This is a genomic window from Micromonospora sp. NPDC023737 (assembly GCF_040639715.1).
Lineage (GTDB): Bacteria > Actinomycetota > Actinomycetes > Mycobacteriales > Micromonosporaceae > Micromonospora.
The window spans coordinates 167,388-187,879 of sequence record NZ_JBFAAL010000009.1; the positions used below are offsets into that span (position 1 = coordinate 167,388).

Genomic DNA, 20,492 nt, shown 5'->3' on the forward strand with positions numbered 1-20,492 from the left:
GTCCCTGGCCGGAGTGGACGCGGCGTGCCGCCGGCCGTGCCCCCCGGTCGGACGGCAGGACACCGGTCGCGTCACACGACGTCGGCGCGCCCGAGCCGCCAGTAGCCCATGAACGCGACCGCATGCCGGTCGAGGCCCCGCTCCCCCACCAGGTGCCGGCGCAACGTCCGGATGACGCCCGCCTCCCCCGCCAGCCACGCGTACAGCGGCGACGAGGGTGCCTCGGCGGGCACCTCCCAGAGGATCTCGGTGTCCACGTCGACGTCGTCGTCCAAGCCGGTGGCGGGCTCGGCGGAGGCGGTGATCAGGTCGCCGGTGGCCGCGGTGACGGCCGGGACGAGAAGGCTGCCGTACGCGGCGGCGCCGCGCGGAAGCCAGGTCAGCTCGACACCGGGTGGCGTCACCAGCGGGAGCGCGTCCGCGGCCTCCGGCACCTCGATGAGTGCCCGGCCGCACGCGTCGAGCGGGAGGCGTTCCAGGATCGCGCCGATCGCCGGCGCGGCGGTCTCGTCCCCGGCGAGCAGCAGTCGACCGGTGGACGGCAACTGGAACTCGATGCCGCCGTGGTGACCGGGGTAGCCGGCGTCCGGGCCGACGAGGGCGAGCTCGTCACCCGGCCGGGCCCGCCGCGCCCACCGGGTGGCCGGGCCGCCGTCGCCGTGCAGGACCAGGTCGATGTCGACCTCGGCCAGGTGCGGACGGACGGCCCGGACGGTGTAGGTGCGGATGGGGTTGCGCTGCTCCTCGGGCAGGGCTCGCCATCGCGCGTACCAGTCGGCACCGTCCGGCAGCCGCACCCCGTGCTGGCCGGGCAACGGCAGCGCCAGCTTGATCCGCTGGTCCCAGCCGTTGTCGGCGAACCGGTCGAGGTCGGGGCCGGTGAACGTGACCCGCACGAACGACGGGCTCAGCCGCTGCACGGCCCGGACCTCGACGGTGAAGACGCGCCAGGGCGCGATGGGCAGGGTCTCGGTCATGGTGCCTCTCTGGGTCGGAACGGGCGCCGGATGATGGTTAGGGTAGCCTAACCTTCATCCCTCGGGAGAGGAAGATCCGCGATTCGCCCCGCCGATCGTCGTCAGCCCGCCTCCGCTCGTCCGGCACCGGCTCGAACGACGAAGCCTGGATCCGCCCCGTCAGACGTCACCAGCCGCGCGTCGGTAGCGCTCGCTGAGGACCCGCAGGTGCGCGACGAGTTCGGGTGGCTCGACGACCTCGAAGTCGGCGCCGAGAAGGCCGAACCAGACAGCCAGCTGCTCCAGATCGTCCGAGCCCGTCCGTACCCGGCACCGCGCTTCGTCGATCGCCTCGACCGGCCCGACCGCAGGGGGAAGCCGTTCCACGACAGTCTGGGCCGGAAGGTGCACGATGACGGTCGCGCAGTGTCGCCACAACGCCGCGCCGACGCCCCGCAGAACGTACGCACCGATGTCGGCGTCCGGCAACGTGCGGGGAGTGAAGCGCGGCCCATGAGGCGGCCGCAGGATCATCCGGTCGACACGATAGGTACGCCAGTCGTCCCGTACGGCGTCCCACCCGACCAGGTACCAGCGTCTGCCCCAGCTCACCAGGCGGTGGGGCTCGGTCTCCCGTCGCATGTCGGCGGAGTCGTGGCGGCGGTAGTCGAACCGAATCCGCTGCCGGTCCCGGCACGCTGCCGCGATGTCACTCACCACCGCCGCCGGGACGGGCTGACCACCGCCGACGACGGAGACGGCAACGCTGTAGTCGCGCAACGCGGCGATGCGATGGCGCAGCCGCGCCGGCAGCACCTGCTCGAGCTTCGCCAGGGCGCGGGAGGCTGCTTCCCCGATCCCCTCGACAGAGCCCGTGGCGGTACTGAGCCGGACGGCGACCGCCACAGCCTCCTCGTCGTCGAGCAGCAGTGGCGGCATGTGCGCACCCGCTCCGAGTCGGTAGCCGCCGTCGCGGCCGTAGGTGGCGTGCACCGGATAACCGAGCGTTCTGAGCCGCTCCACGTCGTTACGCACAGTCCTGGTGCTCACCTTCAGCCGCTCCGCCAACTCGGTGCCGTTCCACCGGCGCGAGGTCTGCAGGAGGGTGAGCACCTGAAGCAACCGCGCGGACGTCTCCAACATGTCAGCAGTTTCCCATCCTTATAGGAACCAACCCTTCCTACAGAGCTGTCAGAGTCCGCCCATGCAGAGAACACACATGTCGGAGCAGTCCATGGTCCTGGTGACTGCGGCTACTGCGCCGGTCGGTCGGTCCATCGTCGAGCAGCTGGTCTCGATCGGTGTGCCCGTACGGGCGCTGACGCGCGAGCCTCAACGCGCGAGCCTTCCTGCCGGCGCCGAGGTCGTGGCCGGGGATGTGAGCGACCCGGTGAGCCTCGCCGCCGCGATGAAGGGCGTGGACGGGCTTTTCCTGCTCGCCATCGGACCTGGAGCACAGACGACAGTCGACGCTGCGAAGGAGGCAGGCGTCGAGCGTGTGGTTTTCCAGTCGACCGCCGAGATCGATGACGACGCCGAACTGCAACCCAACGGCATCGCCGCGCTGCACCACGACATCGAAAAGTCGATCGTCAACTCGGGGATGGGGTGGACCTTCCTTCGCTTGGACATCAACTCCGCCGACGCCCTGCACTGGGCCTTCGACGTCCCAGGCCAACTCGCCGTGGGCGACGTCGTTCGTGGCCCCTACGCCGACGCCGCCGGCTCCCCCATACACCCCGCTGATTTCGCGGCGATCGCCGTCGCCGCGCTCACCCGGAACGGGCACAGCGGCCGGCGGTACCACGTCACCGGCCCGGAGTCGCTGACCCACCGGGAGCAGATCGAACTCATCGGCCGAGTTCATGGCCGCCAGCTTCGGTACGAGGAGATCGACGTCGCCACAGCCCGAAAAACGATCGCTGCCCACGCGCCGGCGGACCTGCTCCTCGACACCTGGGCGGCTCACCTTAACCAGCCGGCACCGATCACCGACACGATTCAACGCGTCACCGGGCGTACGCCGAGAAGCGGGTGGGAGTGGGCCGAGGCGCACTCCGCCTGACCCGATCCCGCCGGGCGGCGACAAGCTCGCCGCCCGGCAGGGGCTGTCCCGCGGGCGATGCCACGGCCTACACCTCGATGTACGAGCCCATGATGACCGTGCGATCGCGCGGCAGGCAGAAGTGTTCGGCGGCGTCGGCGGTGATGAACGAGGTCGTGATGAACAGCCGCTTGCGCCAGCGTGGCATGGTCGGCCGGCCGCCGGCGCGCAGCTCGATCTTCGACAGGAAGTAGGACGCCTCGTCGGCCTCGATCCGCCCCTCGACGTCACGCGCGTTCAGCCGCCGCAGCATCTCGGGAACGTCCGGGCTCTCCATGTAACCGAAGTAGGCACTCACGTGGGTGATGCCGTCGTCGGAGTACCCGAGATCGTCGACCATGATCCGCTGGTCCACGGAGACCCGGGGCACCGGCTTGGTCTCGATCGAGAGGATCACCACGTGTTCGTGGCGTACGTGGTTGTGCTCGACGTTGGCCCGCATCGCGAGCGGCACGGTCTCCTTGCCGCGGTTGAGGAAGATGGCCGTACCCGGGACGCGCCGGGCCAGCCTGCCGTCCTTGCGCAGTTCATCGACGAAGTCGCGCAACGACCCCTCATGCCGTTGGCGTTCCGTGGTGACGATCTCGCGTCCGCGTTTCCACGTCGTCATGATGGTGAACGCGGCGAGGCCGATCAGCAGCGGCACCCACGCGCCGTGCAGCAGCTTGGTCGCGTTCGCGCCCAGGAGCAGCAGGTCCCAGACCAGCAGCGGCACCGCGCCCAGACCGAGCAGCCACACCGGGACCTTCCACTTCCAGCGGCCCAGGTAGAACAGGAGGAGCGTGCTGATCGTGATCGTTGCGGTCACCGCCATGCCGTACGCGAAGGCCAGTCCCGCCGAGCTGCCGTAGGCGAGGACGAGGGTGAGCACCGCGACCATCAGCAGCCAGTTGACCCACGGAACGTAGACCTGGCCGATCGTGGACTCCGAGGTGTGCAGGATCCGCAGCCGGGGCAGGTAGCCGAGCTCCGCGGCCTGCGTGGCGACCGAGAAGGCCCCGGTGATCACTGCTTGGGAGGCGATGACCGTCGCGACGGTGGCGAGCAGGGTCAGTGGCAGTCGACCCCAGTCGGGCGCGAGCAGGAAGAACGGGCCACTGATGTTGCTGGGGTCCTTGAGGATCAGCGCACCCTGGCCGAGGTAGCTCAACGTCAACGCGGGAAACACCAGAGCGAGCCAGGCTCGGGTAATCGACCGCCGGCCGAAGTGTCCCAGGTCGGCGTAGAGCGCCTCGGCGCCGGTCACGGCGAGCACGATGGCCGCGAGGGCGAAGAACGCGACCTCGAAACGGCCGGCCAGGAACCCCAGCGCGTAGGTCGGGGACAGGGCCTTGAGGATGTCCGGGTGCGCCGTGATGCCCCGCACTCCGCATGCGGCGACGGTGAGGAACCAGACGATCATGATGGGCCCGAAGAGGCGACCGACCGCCGCGCTTCCCCGGCGCTGCGCGAGGAACAGCGCCGCGATGATCACCACGGTGATGGGTACGACGAGCTCACCCAGCGAGGGTTCGACGACCTTGAGTCCCTCGACGGCGGACAGCACGGAGATCGCGGGCGTGATCATGCTGTCGCCGAAGAACAGCGCGGCCCCGAAGATGCCGAGTGCCGCGAGCACCGGTACGACGCGCCCGCCCCGCCGTACGTTGCGGCGCAGCAGCGTGATGAGGGCCATGATGCCGCCCTCGCCGTCGTTGTCGGCGCGCAGTGCCAGCAGCACGTACGTGACCGTGACGATGATCATCACGGTCCAGAACACCAGTGAGACCACCCCGAACACGTTCTGCGTGCTGATCGGGACGGGATGTGGATCGCTCGGGTTGAACACCGTCTGCATCGCGTAGATCGGGCTGGTGCCGATGTCGCCGAACACCACCCCCAGCGCGCCGATGACCAGCGCGAGTCGCGCGCTGTCGCGTGCGGCCGCGCTGGTGGCCCCCAACGGCCGCGCCGCCGGTCCGGCCTCGGGCACGCCCGGTTGCTGCCGCTCGGTCACGGCGCTCCCCCCTGTAGCCGGCGACGACACCGGCTCGACGCCCAGGGCACGCGCCCTTGATGCCAGACGTCGGCATATCGGCACATTACCGGCACAACGGTAGGTCCGGCGGCCGGTCAGGGACAGACGTGTGGGCCGGCGGAATCGATCCGCCGAACGGTCGCCCGAGCATTCGGACCGGCGGGGCGCTCCGGACCCAGGAGCCTGGTCACGACAGGACGGGGTAAATGGCTGTCCCCGAGCGGCGGGATACCACGATCATGGGCCGGAAGCGGACCCGAGACGATGAGGAACCCATGCCCGTACCTGCCGACCCGACGACCCTCCATCCCATGCCGGAACAGCCGCGGGTGGTGTTGCTCAAGCCGCTGGTGACGTCCGCGCTGATCGAGGTCGGGGAGTACTCCTACTACGACGATCCGGACCAGGCGACCGCGTTCGAGACGCGCAACGTGCTCTACCACTACGGGCCGGAGAAGCTGATCATCGGCAGGTTCTGCGCGCTGGGCACGGGCGTACGGTTCATCATGAACGGCGCCAACCACCGCATGGACGGCCCGTCGACCTTCCCCTTCCCCACCATGGGCGGCTCCTGGTCCGAACACTTCGACCTGCTCACCGGCCTACCCAACCGGGGAGACACCGTCGTCGGCAACGACGTGTGGTTCGGCCACGGCGCAACGGTCATGCCCGGGGTACGGATCGGCCACGGTGCGATCGTCGGCGCCGGCGCCGTGGTCACTCGCGACGTGCCCGACTACGGCATCGTCGGCGGCAACCCGGCCCGCCTCATCCGCACCCGCTACGACGAGCAGGACGTCGCCCGGCTGCTGACGGTCGCCTGGTGGAACTGGCCGCCGGAGCACATCACCGAGCACATTCGCACCATCATGTCGGGCAGCATCAGCGAACTGGAGGCCGCCGCCCCGGAAGTCCCGCGGGAGTGACGCCGGCGCCGGCCTCCCCGTTCACCGTGCTCGGCACCCACTCCGTGGCCGGTAACCGTCCGCCCGCCACCTGCGCCCGGATGACCGCCCGGCTCGTGGTTGACTGGGTTCATGGGAGAGCTCCTGCTGATCCGGCACGGCGAGACGACCTGGAGCGCCAGCCGCCGGCACACCTCGTACACCGACCTGGAGCTCACCGCCGACGGAGAGCGGCAGGCCCGTACCCTCGCCGCCTTCCTCGCCGGCCGCCGTTTCGTCAAGGTGCTGGCGAGCCCCCGGGTCCGGGCGCTGCGCACCGCCCAACTCGCCGGTCTCACCGTCGACGCGGTCGACGAGGACCTCGTCGAGTGGAACTACGGCGAGTACGAGGGACGCACCACCGTCGACATCCACCAGGACGACCCGCACTGGAACATCTGGACCGACGGCTGCCCGGGCGGTGAGTCCCCCGGCCAGGTCGGCGAACGGTTGGACCACGTGCTCGACCGGGTCGCTCCGCTGCTCGACCAGGGCACCGTCGCACTGGTCGGCCACGCGCACAGCCTGCGGGTGCTCGGCGCCCGCTGGATCGGCCTGCCCCCGTCCGCCGGTGGGCTCCTCCGGCTGGACACCGCCACGGTGAGCGTGCTCGGTCACGAGCACGGGCGACGGGTCATCCTGCGCTGGAACCAGCCCGCTCCTCCGGCCCCCGGGACCGCGCCCGACTCGCCGGTCCGGCACTGATCTTCGGCGGCCGGTTCTCGTACGGCGTGGAGAGCACCACCGTCGTGCGGGTGGTGACGTTCGCCGCGGTGCGGATCTCCTGGAGCAGCCGCTCGAGGTCCGCCGGCCCGGCCACCCGCACCAGCAGCATGTAGAAGTCCTCGCCCGCCACCGAGTAGCACGAGTCGATCTCCGGTAGGTGCGCCAACCGTTCGGGCGCGTCGTCGGGCTGGGACGGGTCGAACGGCCGGATCGCCACGAACGCGGTCAACGGCAGGTCCAGCGCCTCGAACGCGACTCGCGCCGCGTACCCCTTGATGACGCCCCGCTGTTCCAACCGGCGTACCCGCTGGTGCACGGCGGACACCGACAGGCCCACCTTCTCGGCCAGATCCGTGTACGACAGCCGGCCGTCTGCGGTCAGCGCGGCGATGATGGCGCGGTCGGTCTCCTCCACGGCGTGCAAACTACCGGGAAAAACGGCGTACGGCGATGAGGCGGCACGGGCCGGCGCGATGATCGACGCGACGCGCCGGCCCGAGGACGCCGGTCGCCTCAGCCCTTCGCCAACGCCCGGGAGATCACCAGCCGCTGGATCTGGTTGGTGCCCTCGACGATCTGCAGCACCTTGGCCTCCCTCATGTACCGCTCCACCGGGTGGTCGACGACGTAGCCCGCTCCACCGAGCACCTGCACCGCGTCGGTGGTCACCCGCATCGCCACATCGGTCGCGAAGAGCTTCGCCTTCGCCGCCTCCGTGGCGTACGGCCGCCCGGCGTCACGCAGACGCGCGGCCGAGAGCAGCAGGGCGCGCGCCGCGGAGATCTGCGTGGCGAGATCGGCCAACGTGAAACCGAGCCCCTGGAAGTCGATGATGGCCCGGCCGAACTGGCGCCGTTCCTTGGCGTACCCGACCGCGTAGTCCAGCGCCGCCTGAGCCAGCCCCACCGCGCAGGCGGCGATGCCGAGCCGGCCCGAGTCCAGTGCGGACATCGCGATGGTGAAACCCATCCCCTCGCGGCCCACCAGCCGCTCGGCCGGCACCCGGGCGCCGTCGAAGGCGATCTGCGCCACGGGTGACGAGTGCAGTCCCATGGTCCGCTCGGCGGCCTGCGGTTCGATGCCGGGCGTGTTCCGGTCCGCGACGAGGCAGGAGATGCCCTTCGGGCCCGGCCCACCGGTACGGCAGAAGATGTTGTAGAAGTCCGCGGCGCGGGCATGGGTGATCCACGCCTTGGTGCCGGTCACGACGTACGCGTCGCCGTCGCGCACCGCTTTGGTGGTGAGCGCCGCGGCGTCCGAGCCGCCCTGCGGCTCGGTGAGGCAGTACGCGCCGAGCTGCTCCCCGCCGATCATGTCGGGCAGCAGCTTGCGCTGCTCGGCCGTGCCGAACTGGGCCACCGGGTAGCAGGAGAGGGTATGCACGCTGACCGCCTCGGCGACCGCGAGCCAGCGGCTGGCCAGAATCTCCAGGACCTGCACGTAGACCTCGTACGGCTGGGCCGCCCCGCCGTACTCCTCCGGGTACGGCAGGCCGAGCAGGCCGGCCCGGCCCAGAGTGCGCAGCACCTCGCGAGGGAACTCGGCGCGCTCCTCGTGCCCGGTGACCTTGGGCGCGAGCTCCCGGTCGGCGAGCTCGGTGGCGAGGTCCAGCAGGTCGTGGGCCTCGTCGGTGGGGAGGATCCGGTCGACAGTCATAGTGCGATGAGCTCCGTGGAGGTGATGTTGAGCCGCTGAACGCCGTCCGTCGTGCAGACGACGATGTCCTCTATCCGGGCGCCGTGCCGCCCCGCCACGTAGATGCCGGGTTCGATCGAGAACGCCATGCCGGGCTCCAGCGGCCGGGTGTTGCCGGCCACCACGTACGGCTCCTCGTGGCCGTCCAGGCCGATGCCGTGCCCCGTACGGTGCAGGAACGCGGGGCCGTAGCCGGCGGCGGCGATGATGTCGCGGGCCGCCGCGTCGACCGCCTCGGCGCTCACCCCGGGGCGTACGGCTGCCACCGCGGCCCGCTGGGCCTCCGACAGGACGGCGTAGTAGTCGTTGAACTCGGTCGGCGCCGAGCCGCCGGAGACGTATGTGCGGGTGCAGTCGGAGCGGTAGCCCGACGCCATGGTGCCGCCGATGTCCACCACGACCGGCTCGCCGGCTCCGATCGGCCGGTCGGAGGTGTCGTGGTGCGGGCTCGCGCCGTTGGGGCCGGCGGCGACGATGACGAAGTCCACGGTGACATGGCCGGCTTCCCGGATCGCCGCCGCGATGTCGGCGGCCACCTCCGCCTCGGTGCGTCCGGGACGCAGCCACTCCCCCATCCGTCGGTGCACGGCGTCGATCGCCGCGCCGGCCTCGGCGAGCGCCGCCACCTCGGCCGGCGACTTGCGGATGCGCAGGTCGCGCAGCACCTCGCCGGCGAGTCGCTGCTGGGCGCCGGGCAGCGCCGCGCGCAGGGCGAGCACCTGTTCGGCCCACATCCGGTCGGCGAGCCCGACCGTGCCGACCGGCCCGCCGAGGGCAGCGGCGACCAGCGGGTACGGGTCGGTGCCGTCGGCGTGGTCGACGATGCGTACGCCGGTGGCCGGGGCGGGGGAGGCTTCCGCGGCGGGTCGTTCCAGCGCGGGCACGATCAGCGTCGGCTCCCCCTCGGCAGGCAGCACGAGACAGGTCAGCCGCTCGCCGGCGCGCGCTTGGTAGCCGGTCAGGTAGCGCAGGTCGGCGCCGGGGGTCAGCAGGAGGGCGTCCAGCCCGGCTGCGACGGTGGCGCGGCGGGCGGCGACCAGCCGCTCCGGCGGATAGAGCTCGTCGGATTCCACGCCGTCAGCTTAACGGTCGTTTGGGGACCGGCCTAGCCGACAGGCGTGCCGGGAAGCGCCCTCCCATCCATCGAACTACATCATTGACTCGGATAGTTAACACTCTTTAAGATTTGGCTGCCTCGAGGCAGACGTCCCTGTATCCACCCGTACGCCCCGGCCGGGGCGGTACGCGCCGCGACCCGTCCACGGGAAGGCCCTCGATGTCCAGACCACGACCCCGCCGCTCGGCCCTCGCGGCCGGCCTGCTCGCGCTGACCACCGTCGGCGCGACTCTCGCCCTGTCCCCCGCCACCGCCTCGGCGGCGGTGCTGCCGAACAACTTCAAGAGCGTCGGCTACATGCCGTCCTGGAGCGGCAACGTCACCAGCGTCCAGTACAGCAAGCTCACCCACATCAACTACGCGTTCGTGCTGCCGAACAGCAACGGCACCCTGCGCGCCGTGGAGAACCCGAGCAAGCTCTCCCAGCTGGTGTCGCTCGGCCACTCGAACAACGTCAAGGTGTCGATCGCGATCGGCGGCTGGAACGACGGCGACGACTCCGCCTTCGAGGCGCTCGCCGCCAACTCCGGCAGCCGCACCACGTTCGTCAACAGCGTGGTCAGCTTCGTCAACCAGTACAACCTGGACGGCGTCGACATGGACTGGGAGTACCCGGACCCGGGCGCCTCGGCCAACAACTACAGCCTGCTGATGCAGCAGCTCAGCAACGCGCTGCGCCCCCAGGGCAAGCTGCTCACCGCCGCGGTCGTCTCCGAGGGCTACTACGTCCAGGGCGTGCCGACGGCCGTGTTCGGCTACGTCGACTGGCTCAACATCATGGCGTACGACGGCGGCAGCCCGCACGCCAACTACGACTGGTCGATCAACAGCGTGAACGGCTGGAAGGCACGTGGCCTGCCGGCCGCCAAGGCCGTGCTCGGCGTGCCGTTCTACAGCCGGCCCGGCTACTACACCTACACCGCGTTGGTGGGCATGGACCCGGCCAACGCCAACCGGGACTGCACCACGGTCGGCGGTGTCCAGCAGTGCTACAACGGCGTACCGACGGTGAAGCGGAAGACCCAGTGGGCGATGGCGAACGCCGGCGGGATGATGAACTGGGAGCTGTCGCAGGACCGCAACGACTCGACCTCCCTGGTGAGCGCGATCTACGACACCGTCATGGGCGGCGGCGGCGACCCACCGCCGACCGGCCGTACCGGCCAGATCACCGGGATCGGCGGCAAGTGCGTGGACGTGGCCGCGGCCGGCACCGCCAACGGCACGCCGATCCAGCTCTACACCTGCAACGGCACCAACGCCCAGCGCTGGACGGTGGGCAGCGACGGCACCCTGCGCGCGTTGGGCAAGTGCGCCGACGTCACCAGCGCCGGCACGGCGAACGGCACCAAGATCCAACTGTGGGACTGCAACGGCACCGGCGCCCAGGTGTGGCAGGCCCAGTCCAACGGCACGCTGCGCAATCCGGCGTCGAACAAGTGCCTCGACGCCACCGACAACAGCTCGGCGGACGGCACCCGGCTGCAGATCTGGGACTGCTTCGCCGGCGCCAACCAGCGGTGGGTCCTACCCTGACCCGTGCCGAACGGCCCCCTGCCGACGCGGCAGGGGGCCGTTCATGACCGTCGTGCCGGACGAACGGGCCCGACGCGGGGGTCAGGCCGAGCCGCGCCGCCGGACCAGGTCGAGCATCTCGTCCACCGAGCCGCCCGGGTCGGTCACCGGGAACTGGACCGCACGGACCACCGCGGCTGCGTCGACGAGCAGGGTCAACCGCTTCAGCCGCGCGACGCCGCCGGCACGGAACGTCGGCAGCAGCAGCCCTGCGGCGAGGCGGCCGTCCTGGTCGGACAGGAGCGGGAACGGCAACCGGGCGTACGCGCCGAAGTCGGCGAGCTGGTCGGGGCGCTGGGTGCTGATGCCGCGCACTTGGGCGCCGGCGGCCCGGAAGTTGGCGTACCGGTCGGCGTAGGTCGTCGACTCCAGGGTGCAGCCCCGCGCACCCGGGATCTCGTCCCATCCCGGCGGATAACCGGCGCTGCCCGGCGCGTACGCCCCGGGGAAGAAGTAGAGCACCGTCCACTCGCCCGCGGCCGCCGGTGCGACCGGTCGGCCGTCGGGTCCCAGCAGGCTCACCTCGGGCAGCCGCCGTCCGACCAGGTCGTGTGCCCGCCGCGCCTCGGCCGACCCGGCGTCGGCCGTGGCGGTGAGCTCGCCGTCGCCCATCAGGTGCCGGGTGCCCCAGTCCTGCAGGGCGAGCAGTGCCGGCAGCAGCCCTTCGCCCTTACGGGTGAGCAGGTAGTCGTAGCGCGGTGGATGCTGCGAGTACGGCCGGCGCTCCAGCACCCCGTGCTCGACCAGCGCGCCCAGCCGCTCGGTCAGCGCCCGCCGGCTGACGCCCAGTTCCCGTTGCAGCGCGTCGAAGCGGGTGGTCCCCCCGGCGACGTCGCGCACGATGAGGAAGGTCCACCAGTCACCCAGGACGCCCAGTGCCTGCGCTATGCCGCAGTCCGCGTCCGCGAGGTCGACCCGTCGCACATCCCACCTCCACCGCTCGGACCAGCCTCGACTATAGTCCGTTTCAATTTGGAACTCTCTGGTTCGGGTCAACGGGGGTGGATGATTTGGGCAGCACAGGCCGAGCCGGGGCGTTCTGGCGTTGGTGGACCGCCTTCACCACGAGCGCGGTCGGGTCAGCGGTCGGCGCCGTGGCGCTGCCGCTGACCGCACTGACCGCGCTCGACGCCACGCCGTTCGAGATGGGCCTCATCGCGGCGGCCAACTACGTGGCCTGGATCGTCATCGGCCTGCCGGCCGGGGTGATCGTGCAGCGGCTGCCCCTGCGCGGCACCCAGGTCTGCGCAGACCTCGCCCGCGCCGTGGCCGTGGCGTCGGTGCCGCTCGCCTGGTGGTGGGACCAGCTCACGGTCGCCCACCTGGTGGTCACCGCGCTCGTGATCAGCTTCGCCAACGTGTTGTTCGACGTGGCCAACGCGACCTTCCTGCCGAGCATCGTCGACCGCGACCAACTGCAATCGCGCAACAGCCTCACCTCCGCCACCCACGCCGCGACGCAGCTCAGTGGCCCCTCCATCGGCGGACTCGCCGTGCAGGCGCTGGGTGCGGTGCCGACCCTCCTGGTGGACGCGCTCAGCTACCTGGCCTCGGCGGTGCTGCTGCGAACCCTGCCCGCCCGCCGCGCGGACGCACCGGAGCACTCGCCGCCGATGGGCGAGCTGATCCGGCAGGGCTGGCGCTTCGTCGCGCACCACCCCGTCATGGGCCCGGGCATGTGGGCCGCGACCGCGGTCAACTTCGTCTGCGGCGCGCAGTACGCGCTCTACCCGCTCTACCTGTTCCGGGACCTGCACACCCCGGCCGGACTGGTCGGTCTGCTGATCGCGGTCGAAGGCGTCGGCTCGCTCGTCGGGGCGGCGCTCACCCCGCGGATCACCGGTCGGCTCGGCACCGCCCGGGCGCTGATCATCTCGTGCCTGGTCTCCGTCGGTGGAGCCTTCCTCGTGCCTTTGGGCACCGGCTGGCCGGCCTACGCCGCCTTCGCGGCGGGCAACGTCGTCTTCGCCAGCGGCGTGGTGGTACTCAGCGTGACCACCCGGACCTACCGGCAGATCGCCAGCCCACCCCACCTGCTCGCCCGGGTGATGGCCACCGTCCGCTTCGTCTCCTGGGGCGCGATCCCCGTCGGCGGTCTGGTCGCCGGTGCGCTGGCGGGCGTCCTCGGGGCACGGACCACGCTACTGGTCTTCGCCGCCGCGGTGATCTGCGCGCCCCTGGCGCTGCTGCTCTCCCCCGTGCGCAAGCTGCGCGACCTCACGGATCACGACCGGGTCGCCGAGCCCGCGCCACCGCCACAGCCCGTCGCCGGCCCCTGACCTCCTCGGCCGCCGCCGCATCGCGGTTCTGGGGTTCCGCCGACGTCGACGTCGATAGCCTGAGGCGGGGTGTCCGCCCGGGCACCGGGACCGGAAGGATCGACGGTGACAGGCAACCGGCCAAGTCGTCACGTCGTACGTCGCCGGCGGCGACGCCTGTGGAGCGGCGTGCTCGCGCTGGCCGGCCTGGTGCTACTGGTCATCGGGCTGACGGTGGCGGACGGCGTGGCCGCCTGGGTCGAGATCGTCGTCGCCGCCGTGCTGCTGGTCGTGGCCTACGTGGTCCAGGCCATGGCCCGCCGGGAGACGCTGTACCGCCGCGACGACGACGGGCGCTGACAGCCACGACGGTTCCGGCGGGGTGCTGTCGTTCGTCGGAGGCCTGTGCCAGGCTGTCCGGCGTGGCACACCGACCCCCGATCCTGCTGATCGACTCCCCGAGCCTCTACTTCCGGGCCTACTTCGGCATACCCGAGTCCGCGGCCCGCGCCGAGGACGGCACCCCGGTCAACGCGGTGCGCGGTTTCCTCGACATGCTCGCGACCCTGATCCGTACCCGCCGGGCCGACCGGATGGTCTGCGCCATGGATCACGACTGGCGGCCCGACTGGCGGGTGGCACTGCTGCCGTCGTACAAGGCCCACCGGCTGGCGCCCGAGGGTGGCGAGGTGGTGCCCGACACGCTCACCCCGCAGGTGCCGGTGATCCTCGACGTGCTCGCCGCGATCGGCATCACGACCGTCGGCGCGGCCGGCTACGAGGCCGACGACGTGCTCGGCACCCTCTCGGTCACCCAACCGGCCCCGGTCGAGGTCGTCTCCGGCGACCGGGATCTGTTCCAGCTCGTCGACGACTCCCGGCCGGTGCGGCTGCTCTACGTCGGGCGGGGCGTGGCCAAGCTGGAGGACTGCGACGACGAGGCGGTCCGGGCCCGCTACGGGGTGCCCGCCGCCCGTTACGCCGACTTCGCCGCGCTGCGCGGCGACCCCAGCGACGGGCTGCCGGGCGTGCCCGGGGTCGGCGAGAAGACCGCCGCCCGGCTGATCGAACGCCACGGTGACCTCGACGGCATCCTCACCGCGCTCGACGATCCCCGCTCCGGTTTCGCACCCGGTCTGCGTACGAAGCTCGAGGCGGCCCGGGACTACCTGGCGGTCGCCCCGAAGGTGGTCCGGGTGGCGCTCGACGTGCCGCTGCCGGAGCTGCCCACCGCGCTGCCGAGCGCGCCCGCCGACCCGGACACCCTGCTGGAACTGGCCCGCCGGTGGAACCTCGCCGGCTCCACCCGACGCCTCGTGGACGCGCTCGCCAACCGCGGCTGAGCCGACGGTCACCCAGACGGCCCGGGGTGACCGTCAGCTCAGGCCGACCGGCCGGCGGTCAGGCGGCGGCGTGGTAGGCGAGCACGCCCCGGTTGATCTCGGTGATCGCCTGCCGGGCCGTGGAACGCAGCTCGGCCGACGCGCCGCCGGAGTCCTTGAGCTGGCCGAGCAGGTCGACCACCTGCCGCGCCCAGCGGACGAAGTCACCGGCCGGCATCTCCCCGTCGAACTCGTGACCACTGGCGAGCACCTTCGCGAGGGCCTCGCCCCGGGTCCACCGGTAGATCGGCCAGGCGAAGCCGAGATCCGGCTCCCGGGTCACCGACAGGCCACGCGCGGACTCGTCGGCCTCGATGTCGCTCCACAGCTTCAGCGTCTCGTCCACCGCGTCCGCGACCGCGCCACGCGGCAACGACGCCCGCTCGTCCACGTCGCGGCGCGCCTCGTAGACCACCACCGAGACCGCTGCCGCCAGCTCGGCCGGGGAGAGCCCGTCCCAGACGCCCCGCCGCAGGCACTCGGCGACCAGTAGGTCCGCCTCGCTCCAGATCCGGCCGAGCGTCCGACCCGCGTCGGTCACCTCGCCCTCGGTGCTCAGGTACCCGCGGGCGCTGAGCAGCGCGACGATCCGGTCGAAGGTGCGGGCGAGGGAGCCGGTACGTCCGGCCACCCGCTGCCGCAGCTCCTCGGTGTCGCGTTCGAGGCGACGCCGCCGCTCCGCCCAGCGGGCGTGCTCCTCGCGCTCCGGGCAGGCGTGGCACGGGTGCCGGCGCAGCTCCGTACGGAGCTGGCTGAGCCGGTGGTCCTCGCCGACCGGTTGACGGGACCGGCCGCCCCGGCGGCCACCGTGCCGGTCGAGCCCGGTGGCGGCCACGGCCGCGGCCAGGTCCCGCCGAGCAGCCGGCGAGCGGTGGTTGAAGTGCTTCGGCACCCGGATCCGGGCGAGCACCTCGGCCGGGCTGGTGAAGTCCCCGGGGCCGACGCGCCCCGCCCAACGGTCCTGGGTGAGCACCAACGGACGGGGCTCGCCGAACCCGCCGGTGGCCGGGTCCAGCACCACGGCCAGGCCGGCGCGGCGGCCGGATGGCACCCGCACCACGTCACCGACCCGCAACCGCTCCAGCGAGGCCACCGCCGCCGCCTTGCGCTGGGTCTGCCCCTGGCGGGCCAACGACCGCTCCCGGTCGGCGATCGCGACCCGCAGAGCGAAGTACTCGTCGAAGTCGCCGTGGTGGCAGGCCGCCTCCGCGCCGTACGCCTCGATGGTCTCGGTGTTGCGCTGCACCTGCCGGGCCAGGCCGACCACCGACCGGTCGGCCTGGAACTGGGCGAACGACGACTCCAGCAGCGCCCGGGCCGGCTCCGCGCCGACCGAGCCGACCAGGTTGACCGCCATGTTGTACGAGGGCCGGAAGCTGGAGCGCAACGGGTAGGTGCGGGTGGAGGCGAGGCCCGCCACGTGCCGGGGGTCGGTCTCCGGGGACCAGACCACCACCGCATGCCCCTCGACGTCGATGCCGCGGCGACCGGCCCGGCCGGTGAGCTGCGTGTACTCCCCGGGGGTCAGGTCGACGTGGGCCTCGCCGTTGTACTTGACCAGCCGCTCCAGCACCACGCAGCGGGCCGGCATGTTGATGCCCAGCGCGAGAGTCTCGGTGGCGAAGACCGCCTTCACCAGGCCCCGGACGAACAGCTCCTCGACGACCTCCTTGAACGCCGGCAGCATCCCGGCGTGGTGCGCGGCGAGGCCACGTTCGAGGCCGTCGAGCCACTCCCAGTAGCCGAGCACGGAAAGGTCCTCGCCGGGGATGGCTGTCACCCGCGACTCGACGACCTGGCGGATCTCCGCCCGCTCCTCCGGTGTGGTGAGCCGCAGTCCGGCGGCGAGGCACTGCTGCACGGCCGCGTCGCAGCCGGCCCGGCTGAAGATGAACAGGATCGCCGGCAGCAGCCCCTCCCGGTCGAGCCGGTCGACGATGTCGGCTCGCATCGGCCCGCGCCAGCGCGGCCCGCGCCGCCCGCCGCCCGGGCCGGCGCTGCGCCCCTCACCCAACTCCAGGCGGCGCACCGTGTCGCGCGTGTAGCGCAGCAACTCCGGGTGCACGTCGTGCTTGCGCGCGGCGTCGGCGTCGTGGAACAGGTCGAACATGCGCTTGCCGACCAGCATGTGCTGCCACAGCGGCACCGGTCGGTGCTCGCTGACCACCACCGCGGTCTCGCCGCGCACGGTGACCAGCCAGTCGGCGAACTCCTCGGCGTTGGAGACGGTCGCCGAGAGGGAGACGAGGGTGACCGAGGCGGGCAGGTGGATGATCACCTCTTCCCACACGCCGCCACGGAACCGGTCGGCGAGGTAGTGCACCTCGTCCATGACCACGTAGGCGAGCCCCTCCAGGGCGCTGGAGCCGGCGTAGAGCATGTTGCGCAGCACCTCGGTGGTCATGACCACCACGGGCGCGTCGCCGTTGATCGCGTTGTCGCCGGTCAGCAGACCCACCTGGTCGACGCCGTAACGGTCCACCAGGTCGTGGTACTTCTGGTTCGACAGCGCCTTGATCGGCGTGGTGTAGAAGCACTTGCGGCGGGTGCCCGCGTCGCCCTCCGCCGCCCCCTTGCCGCGCAACGCCAGGTGTACGGCGAACTCGCCGACCACGGTCTTGCCGGCGCCGGTCGGCGCGCAGACCAGCACGCCGCTGCCCCGCTCCAACGACTGACACGCCTCGCGCTGGAAATCGTCGAGATCGAACCCCAGGTCAAGGGCGAACTCGTCCAGCGCCGGGAACATGGAGGCCTGCGCGGCCCGGCGGCGCGCCGCGGCGTACCGCTCGGCGGGGCTCGACATGCCACCAAGATTAATGCGTGCCGGGAGACGACACCGGACAAGGCCGACCCGACGGGCCGTCGGAGGCGCTCGGTAGGGTGCACACGTGCCGGAGCAACCCGAACCGTCCCAGACCCCCACCGTGGGCGGCGCCGACGCGGTCGCCCCCCGACCCCGGCCGTCGCGCCGGCCGGTGAAAGCGGTGCTCTTCGACTTCCACGGCACGCTCGCCCAGGTGGAGGAGCCCCTGGAATGGGTGCTCAAGGCCGCGGCGACGTGCGGGGTCACCCTTGACCGGGTGAAGGCCACGATCCTGGCCGACCGGCTGCTCACCGCCGGCAGGGCCGGTGGTCCGATGCCCGCCCGGGTGCCGCCCCGGTTGGCTGAGCACTGGTCCGCGCGGGACCTCTACCCGCACGCCCACCGAGCCGCGTACACCGGCCTGGCCGAGACGGTCGACGCCGGCATCGACGGGCTCGCCGACGCGCTCTACGAGCGGCTGCTCCTGGCCGAAGGCTGGGTCCCCTACCCGGACACCACCCCGACCATCGCCGCGCTGCGCGAGGCCGGGATCCGGGTGGCCGTGGTGAGCAACATCGGATTCGACCTGCGGCCACACTTCGACGCGTGGCAGCTCACCGAACTGGTCGACGCGTTCGTGCTCTCGTACGAGGTGGGCCGCTGCAAACCCGACCCCGGCATCTTCCTGCGTGCCTGCGGGATGCTCGGCGTCGACCCGGAGGAGACGCTGATGGTCGGCGACTCACCGGCCGACGCGGGAGCCGCCGCCGCCGGCTGCGCCGTGCTGGTGCTGCCGGCCGCCGAACCGGGCCGGGAGAACGGTCTGGGCGCGGTCCTCGACATCGCCCTGCCGACCTGACCTCACCCCGCACGTCGGAAGTGCACGGCGGGCGTGGCCGTAGGAGCGCCACGGGCGGCGCGAGCGCCTCCCACACCGGCACGACCGAACGCCCGTTGAACACCCGGCACCGCGGCAAACCTCGCGACGAGGGCTGGCTCACCCCCGACGGAGGCGACATCCGCCCAGCTCGCGGCGGCCCCTACCGTCACCGCTATGACCGACACGCTGATCGCCGACCGGCCGGCGCCGGCTGCCGCACCGGCCCGCCGCACGAACGCGGGAGCGGTCGGCCTGGTGCTCGGCGGGGCGCTGTCGGTGCAGTTCGGCTCCGCGGTGGCCACCATGCTCTTTCCCCGTACGGGTGTGGCCGGCGCGGTCACCCTCCGGCTGGTCATCTCCGCCGTACTGCTGCTGATCGTCTGCCGGCCGCGGCTACGCGGACACGACCGGGCGGACTGGCTGGCCGCCGGCACGTTCGGGCTGATCCTCGCCGCGATGAACTCGATCTTCTACCAGGCCATCGAGCGGATCCCGCTCGGTCCGGCCGTCACCCTGGAGGTGCTCGGCCCGCTGGCGCTGTCGGTGTTCACCGCGCGACGGACGGCGAGCTGGGTGTGCGCCGGAGTCGGCCTGGCCGGTGTGGCGCTGCTCGGCCGGGGCGGCTTCGACCGGCTCGACCCGCTCGGCGCGACCCTCGCCCTGATAGCGGGCGCGACGTGGGCGGCGTACATCGTGTTCAGCGCCCGGGTCGGAGCCCGCTTCCGGGGTGCCGACGGGCTGGCCGTCGCGCTCGTCGTCGCCGCGGTGCTGACCCTGCCGGCGGGGCTGGCGACCGCCGGCACGGTGCTGCTGGACCCGTCGGTCCTGGCCCTCGGGGTCTCGCTGGCCGCGCTCGCCTCCGGGGTGCCGTACACCCTCGAACTGCTCGCCCTGCGGCGGCTGCCCACCGCCACGTTCGCGGTGCTCATGAGCCTCGGTCCGGCGGTCGCCGCGCTAGCCGGCTACCTGGTGCTCGGCCAGCAGCTGACCCTGCTCGAAGTGGTGGCGATCGCCCTGGTCATCGCGGCCAGCATCGGTGCGGTGCGGGTCAACGCAGCAACCGGAGCGCGCCCGGCACGGCGGTGACGGTCACCGGCAGGTCCAGCGACCGCTCACCGTCGGCGTACGTCGTGATGCCCTCCGCGGCCAGCTCCACCGTTCTGACCCGGTAGCTGCTCACCAGCGGGTGCCGCAGATGGGTGCCCTGGTAGATGCTCGGCTTGACGCGGATCAGGGTGCGCCGGTCGAGCCGCCCACCGACGACCACGTCGAGCAGGCCGTCGGCCGGGTCGGCGTCGGGGCAGATCCGCATCCCGCCGCCGTAGCTGGCGCAGTTGCCCACGGCCACCAGCACCGCGTCCAGCTCGTACGGTTGGCCGTCGAGGCGCAGCTTGTATCGGCGCGGACGCAGCCGGGCCAGCTCGACCATGATGGCCAGGTCGTACCGGCGGGGTCCGCGCGGCCAACGCATCCGGTTGGCCCGCTCGTTGACGATCGCGTCGAAGCCGGCGGCGAGCACCGCGCCGTACCAGCGCGGTGGCCCGGTGGGGCCGGTCAGTCGGGCCAGGTCGACCGGGCGGGAACGACCGGCGTGCAGTGCCCCGGCGATCACCTCAGCGGCGGCGAGCGGGTCGGCCGGGTAGCCGGTGTCGGTGGCGAAGTCGTTGCCGGTGCCGGCCGGGATGGGCCCGAACGGGATCGAGGTCCCGGCGACGGCCTGCAGAGCCCGGTGCACCGTGCCGTCGCCGCCCACGGCCACCAGCGCGGCCACTCCCCCGGCGACCGCGGTATGGCAGACGGTCTCGGCCTGCTCGGCGCTGTACGCCTCCAGCAGCCGCACCTCCCGGCCCGCGCCGGCCAGCCGGGAGATCAGCGGTGCGAGCAGGCCGCGGTGCCGGCCCCGGCCGGCGGTCGGGTTCGCCAGCACCGCGACGGGACCGTCGGGATCGACGGAGGGGTGATCGACCACGGTCATGGCGAGCAACCTACCGGTACGACGAACGCCGCCCGTCCGGGCGGCGTTCGTCATTCCAGT

18 protein-coding genes are annotated in these 20,492 nt (G+C 72.1%); 9 read left to right on the top strand and 9 right to left on the bottom strand.

Going from position 1 to position 20,492, the window contains the following annotated elements; genetic code table 11:
- Positions 1 to 71 precede the first annotated feature (71 nt).
- Together AB0F98_RS20405 and AB0F98_RS20410 are read right to left on the bottom strand one after the other, a co-directional pair.
- On the bottom strand, positions 72 to 977 hold the full coding sequence (locus AB0F98_RS20405; RefSeq protein WP_357737500.1) for a siderophore-interacting protein: 906 nt from the start codon (positions 975 to 977) through the stop codon (positions 72 to 74).
- Between the two features lie 159 nt (positions 978 to 1,136).
- Positions 1,137 to 2,099, bottom strand: coding sequence for a YafY family protein (locus AB0F98_RS20410; protein ID WP_357737502.1), 963 nt, complete (start codon positions 2,097 to 2,099; stop codon positions 1,137 to 1,139).
- 61 nt (positions 2,100 to 2,160) lie between these two features.
- Between AB0F98_RS20410 and AB0F98_RS20415 the strand changes: the two genes are divergently transcribed.
- Complete coding sequence (locus AB0F98_RS20415; RefSeq protein ID WP_357737504.1) at positions 2,161 to 3,021, top strand: NAD(P)H-binding protein; 861 nt, start codon at positions 2,161 to 2,163, stop codon at positions 3,019 to 3,021.
- A 67-nt stretch (positions 3,022 to 3,088) separates the two neighbouring features.
- On the opposite strand, the gene AB0F98_RS20420 is transcribed toward AB0F98_RS20415, so the two are convergent.
- A complete protein-coding gene (locus AB0F98_RS20420) occupies positions 3,089 to 5,056 on the bottom strand; it encodes a potassium transporter Kup (RefSeq protein WP_357737506.1) in 1,968 nt (655 codons plus the stop codon).
- Positions 5,057 to 5,388: 332 nt separating this feature from the next.
- Between AB0F98_RS20420 and AB0F98_RS20425 the strand changes: the two genes are divergently transcribed.
- Both AB0F98_RS20425 and AB0F98_RS20430 read left to right on the top strand, forming a co-directional pair.
- Positions 5,389 to 6,003, top strand: coding sequence for a CatB-related O-acetyltransferase (locus AB0F98_RS20425; protein ID WP_357737508.1), 615 nt, complete (start codon positions 5,389 to 5,391; stop codon positions 6,001 to 6,003).
- Positions 6,004 to 6,114: 111 nt separating this feature from the next.
- Positions 6,115 to 6,726 carry a histidine phosphatase family protein gene (locus tag AB0F98_RS20430; RefSeq protein WP_357737510.1) on the top strand — a complete coding sequence of 204 codons (612 nt, stop codon included), beginning with the start codon at positions 6,115 to 6,117 and terminating at the stop codon, positions 6,724 to 6,726.
- Here the strand turns inward: AB0F98_RS20430 and AB0F98_RS20435 are convergent.
- The 3 genes from AB0F98_RS20435 to AB0F98_RS20445 form a co-directional block, all read right to left on the bottom strand.
- Positions 6,656 to 7,162 (bottom strand): Lrp/AsnC family transcriptional regulator, encoded by a 507-nt coding sequence (locus tag AB0F98_RS20435; RefSeq protein WP_355143172.1) that lies wholly within the window; start codon positions 7,160 to 7,162, stop codon positions 6,656 to 6,658. The genes AB0F98_RS20430 and AB0F98_RS20435 overlap by 71 nt on opposite strands.
- Before the next feature lie 98 nt (positions 7,163 to 7,260).
- Positions 7,261 to 8,403 carry an acyl-CoA dehydrogenase family protein gene (locus AB0F98_RS20440; RefSeq protein ID WP_357737512.1) on the bottom strand — a complete coding sequence of 381 codons (1,143 nt, stop codon included), beginning with the start codon at positions 8,401 to 8,403 and terminating at the stop codon, positions 7,261 to 7,263.
- Positions 8,400 to 9,515 carry a Xaa-Pro peptidase family protein gene (locus tag AB0F98_RS20445; protein WP_357737514.1) on the bottom strand — a complete coding sequence of 372 codons (1,116 nt, stop codon included), beginning with the start codon at positions 9,513 to 9,515 and terminating at the stop codon, positions 8,400 to 8,402. Before AB0F98_RS20445 ends, AB0F98_RS20440 begins: the two co-directional genes overlap by 4 nt.
- Positions 9,516 to 9,718: 203 nt before the next feature.
- Here AB0F98_RS20445 and AB0F98_RS20450 point away from each other — a divergent pair, with 203 nt between their 5' ends.
- The gene (locus AB0F98_RS20450) at positions 9,719 to 11,095 is read left to right on the top strand and encodes a glycosyl hydrolase family 18 protein (RefSeq protein ID WP_357737516.1); all 1,377 of its coding nucleotides are present in this window, start codon (positions 9,719 to 9,721) and stop codon (positions 11,093 to 11,095) included.
- An 81-nt stretch (positions 11,096 to 11,176) separates the two neighbouring features.
- Here the strand turns inward: AB0F98_RS20450 and AB0F98_RS20455 are convergent, their stop codons facing one another.
- A complete protein-coding gene (locus AB0F98_RS20455; RefSeq protein WP_357737518.1) occupies positions 11,177 to 12,058 on the bottom strand; it encodes a winged helix-turn-helix transcriptional regulator in 882 nt (293 codons plus the stop codon).
- A gap of 86 nt (positions 12,059 to 12,144) precedes the next feature.
- On the opposite strand from AB0F98_RS20455, the gene AB0F98_RS20460 reads away from it, so the two are divergent.
- The 3 genes from AB0F98_RS20460 to AB0F98_RS20470 all read left to right on the top strand — a co-directional run bounded on the left by AB0F98_RS20460 (position 12,145) and on the right by AB0F98_RS20470 (position 14,735).
- On the top strand, positions 12,145 to 13,413 hold the full coding sequence (locus AB0F98_RS20460) for an MFS transporter (RefSeq protein WP_357737520.1): 1,269 nt from the start codon (positions 12,145 to 12,147) through the stop codon (positions 13,411 to 13,413).
- Positions 13,414 to 13,518: 105 nt separating this feature from the next.
- Positions 13,519 to 13,752 carry a hypothetical protein gene (locus AB0F98_RS20465; protein ID WP_357737522.1) on the top strand — a complete coding sequence of 78 codons (234 nt, stop codon included), beginning with the start codon at positions 13,519 to 13,521 and terminating at the stop codon, positions 13,750 to 13,752.
- Between the two features lie 62 nt (positions 13,753 to 13,814).
- Positions 13,815 to 14,735 carry a 5'-3' exonuclease gene (locus AB0F98_RS20470; RefSeq protein WP_357737524.1) on the top strand — a complete coding sequence of 307 codons (921 nt, stop codon included), beginning with the start codon at positions 13,815 to 13,817 and terminating at the stop codon, positions 14,733 to 14,735.
- A gap of 58 nt (positions 14,736 to 14,793) precedes the next feature.
- On the opposite strand, the gene AB0F98_RS20475 is transcribed toward AB0F98_RS20470, so the two are convergent.
- Positions 14,794 to 17,577, bottom strand: coding sequence for a DEAD/DEAH box helicase (locus AB0F98_RS20475; RefSeq protein WP_357737526.1), 2,784 nt, complete (start codon positions 17,575 to 17,577; stop codon positions 14,794 to 14,796).
- Between the two features lie 121 nt (positions 17,578 to 17,698).
- Here AB0F98_RS20475 and AB0F98_RS20480 point away from each other — a divergent pair, with 121 nt between their 5' ends.
- Positions 17,699 to 18,436: an HAD-IA family hydrolase gene (locus tag AB0F98_RS20480; protein ID WP_357737603.1), complete on the top strand. Its 738-nt coding sequence runs from the start codon at positions 17,699 to 17,701 to the stop codon at positions 18,434 to 18,436.
- Positions 18,437 to 18,631: 195 nt separating this feature from the next.
- Positions 18,632 to 19,543 (top strand): EamA family transporter, encoded by a 912-nt coding sequence (locus tag AB0F98_RS20485; protein ID WP_357737528.1) that lies wholly within the window; start codon positions 18,632 to 18,634, stop codon positions 19,541 to 19,543.
- On the opposite strand, the gene AB0F98_RS20490 is transcribed toward AB0F98_RS20485, so the two are convergent.
- Positions 19,506 to 20,432, bottom strand: a complete 927-nt coding sequence (locus tag AB0F98_RS20490; RefSeq protein ID WP_357737530.1) for a diacylglycerol kinase — start codon at positions 20,430 to 20,432, stop codon at positions 19,506 to 19,508. The genes AB0F98_RS20485 and AB0F98_RS20490 overlap by 38 nt on opposite strands.
- Between the last annotated feature and the right edge of the window lie 60 nt (positions 20,433 to 20,492).

What these genes read in the sequence shown, in the direction of transcription:
- AB0F98_RS20405 (WP_357737500.1), bottom strand. Translation starts at nt 977, where the DNA reads ATGACCGAGACCCTGCCCATCGCGCCCTGGCGCGTCTTCACCGTCGAG.
- AB0F98_RS20410 (WP_357737502.1), bottom strand. Translation starts at nt 2,099, where the DNA reads ATGTTGGAGACGTCCGCGCGGTTGCTTCAGGTGCTCACCCTCCTGCAG.
- AB0F98_RS20415 (WP_357737504.1), top strand. Translation starts at nt 2,161, where the DNA reads ATGCAGAGAACACACATGTCGGAGCAGTCCATGGTCCTGGTGACTGCG.
- AB0F98_RS20425 (WP_357737508.1), top strand. Translation starts at nt 5,389, where the DNA reads ATGCCGGAACAGCCGCGGGTGGTGTTGCTCAAGCCGCTGGTGACGTCC.
- AB0F98_RS20430 (WP_357737510.1), top strand. Translation starts at nt 6,115, where the DNA reads ATGGGAGAGCTCCTGCTGATCCGGCACGGCGAGACGACCTGGAGCGCC.
- AB0F98_RS20440 (WP_357737512.1), bottom strand. Translation starts at nt 8,403, where the DNA reads ATGACTGTCGACCGGATCCTCCCCACCGACGAGGCCCACGACCTGCTG.
- AB0F98_RS20450 (WP_357737516.1), top strand. Translation starts at nt 9,719, where the DNA reads ATGTCCAGACCACGACCCCGCCGCTCGGCCCTCGCGGCCGGCCTGCTC.
- AB0F98_RS20475 (WP_357737526.1), bottom strand. Translation starts at nt 17,577, where the DNA reads ATGTCGAGCCCCGCCGAGCGGTACGCCGCGGCGCGCCGCCGGGCCGCG.
- AB0F98_RS20485 (WP_357737528.1), top strand. Translation starts at nt 18,632, where the DNA reads ATGACCGACACGCTGATCGCCGACCGGCCGGCGCCGGCTGCCGCACCG.
- AB0F98_RS20490 (WP_357737530.1), bottom strand. Translation starts at nt 20,432, where the DNA reads ATGACCGTGGTCGATCACCCCTCCGTCGATCCCGACGGTCCCGTCGCG.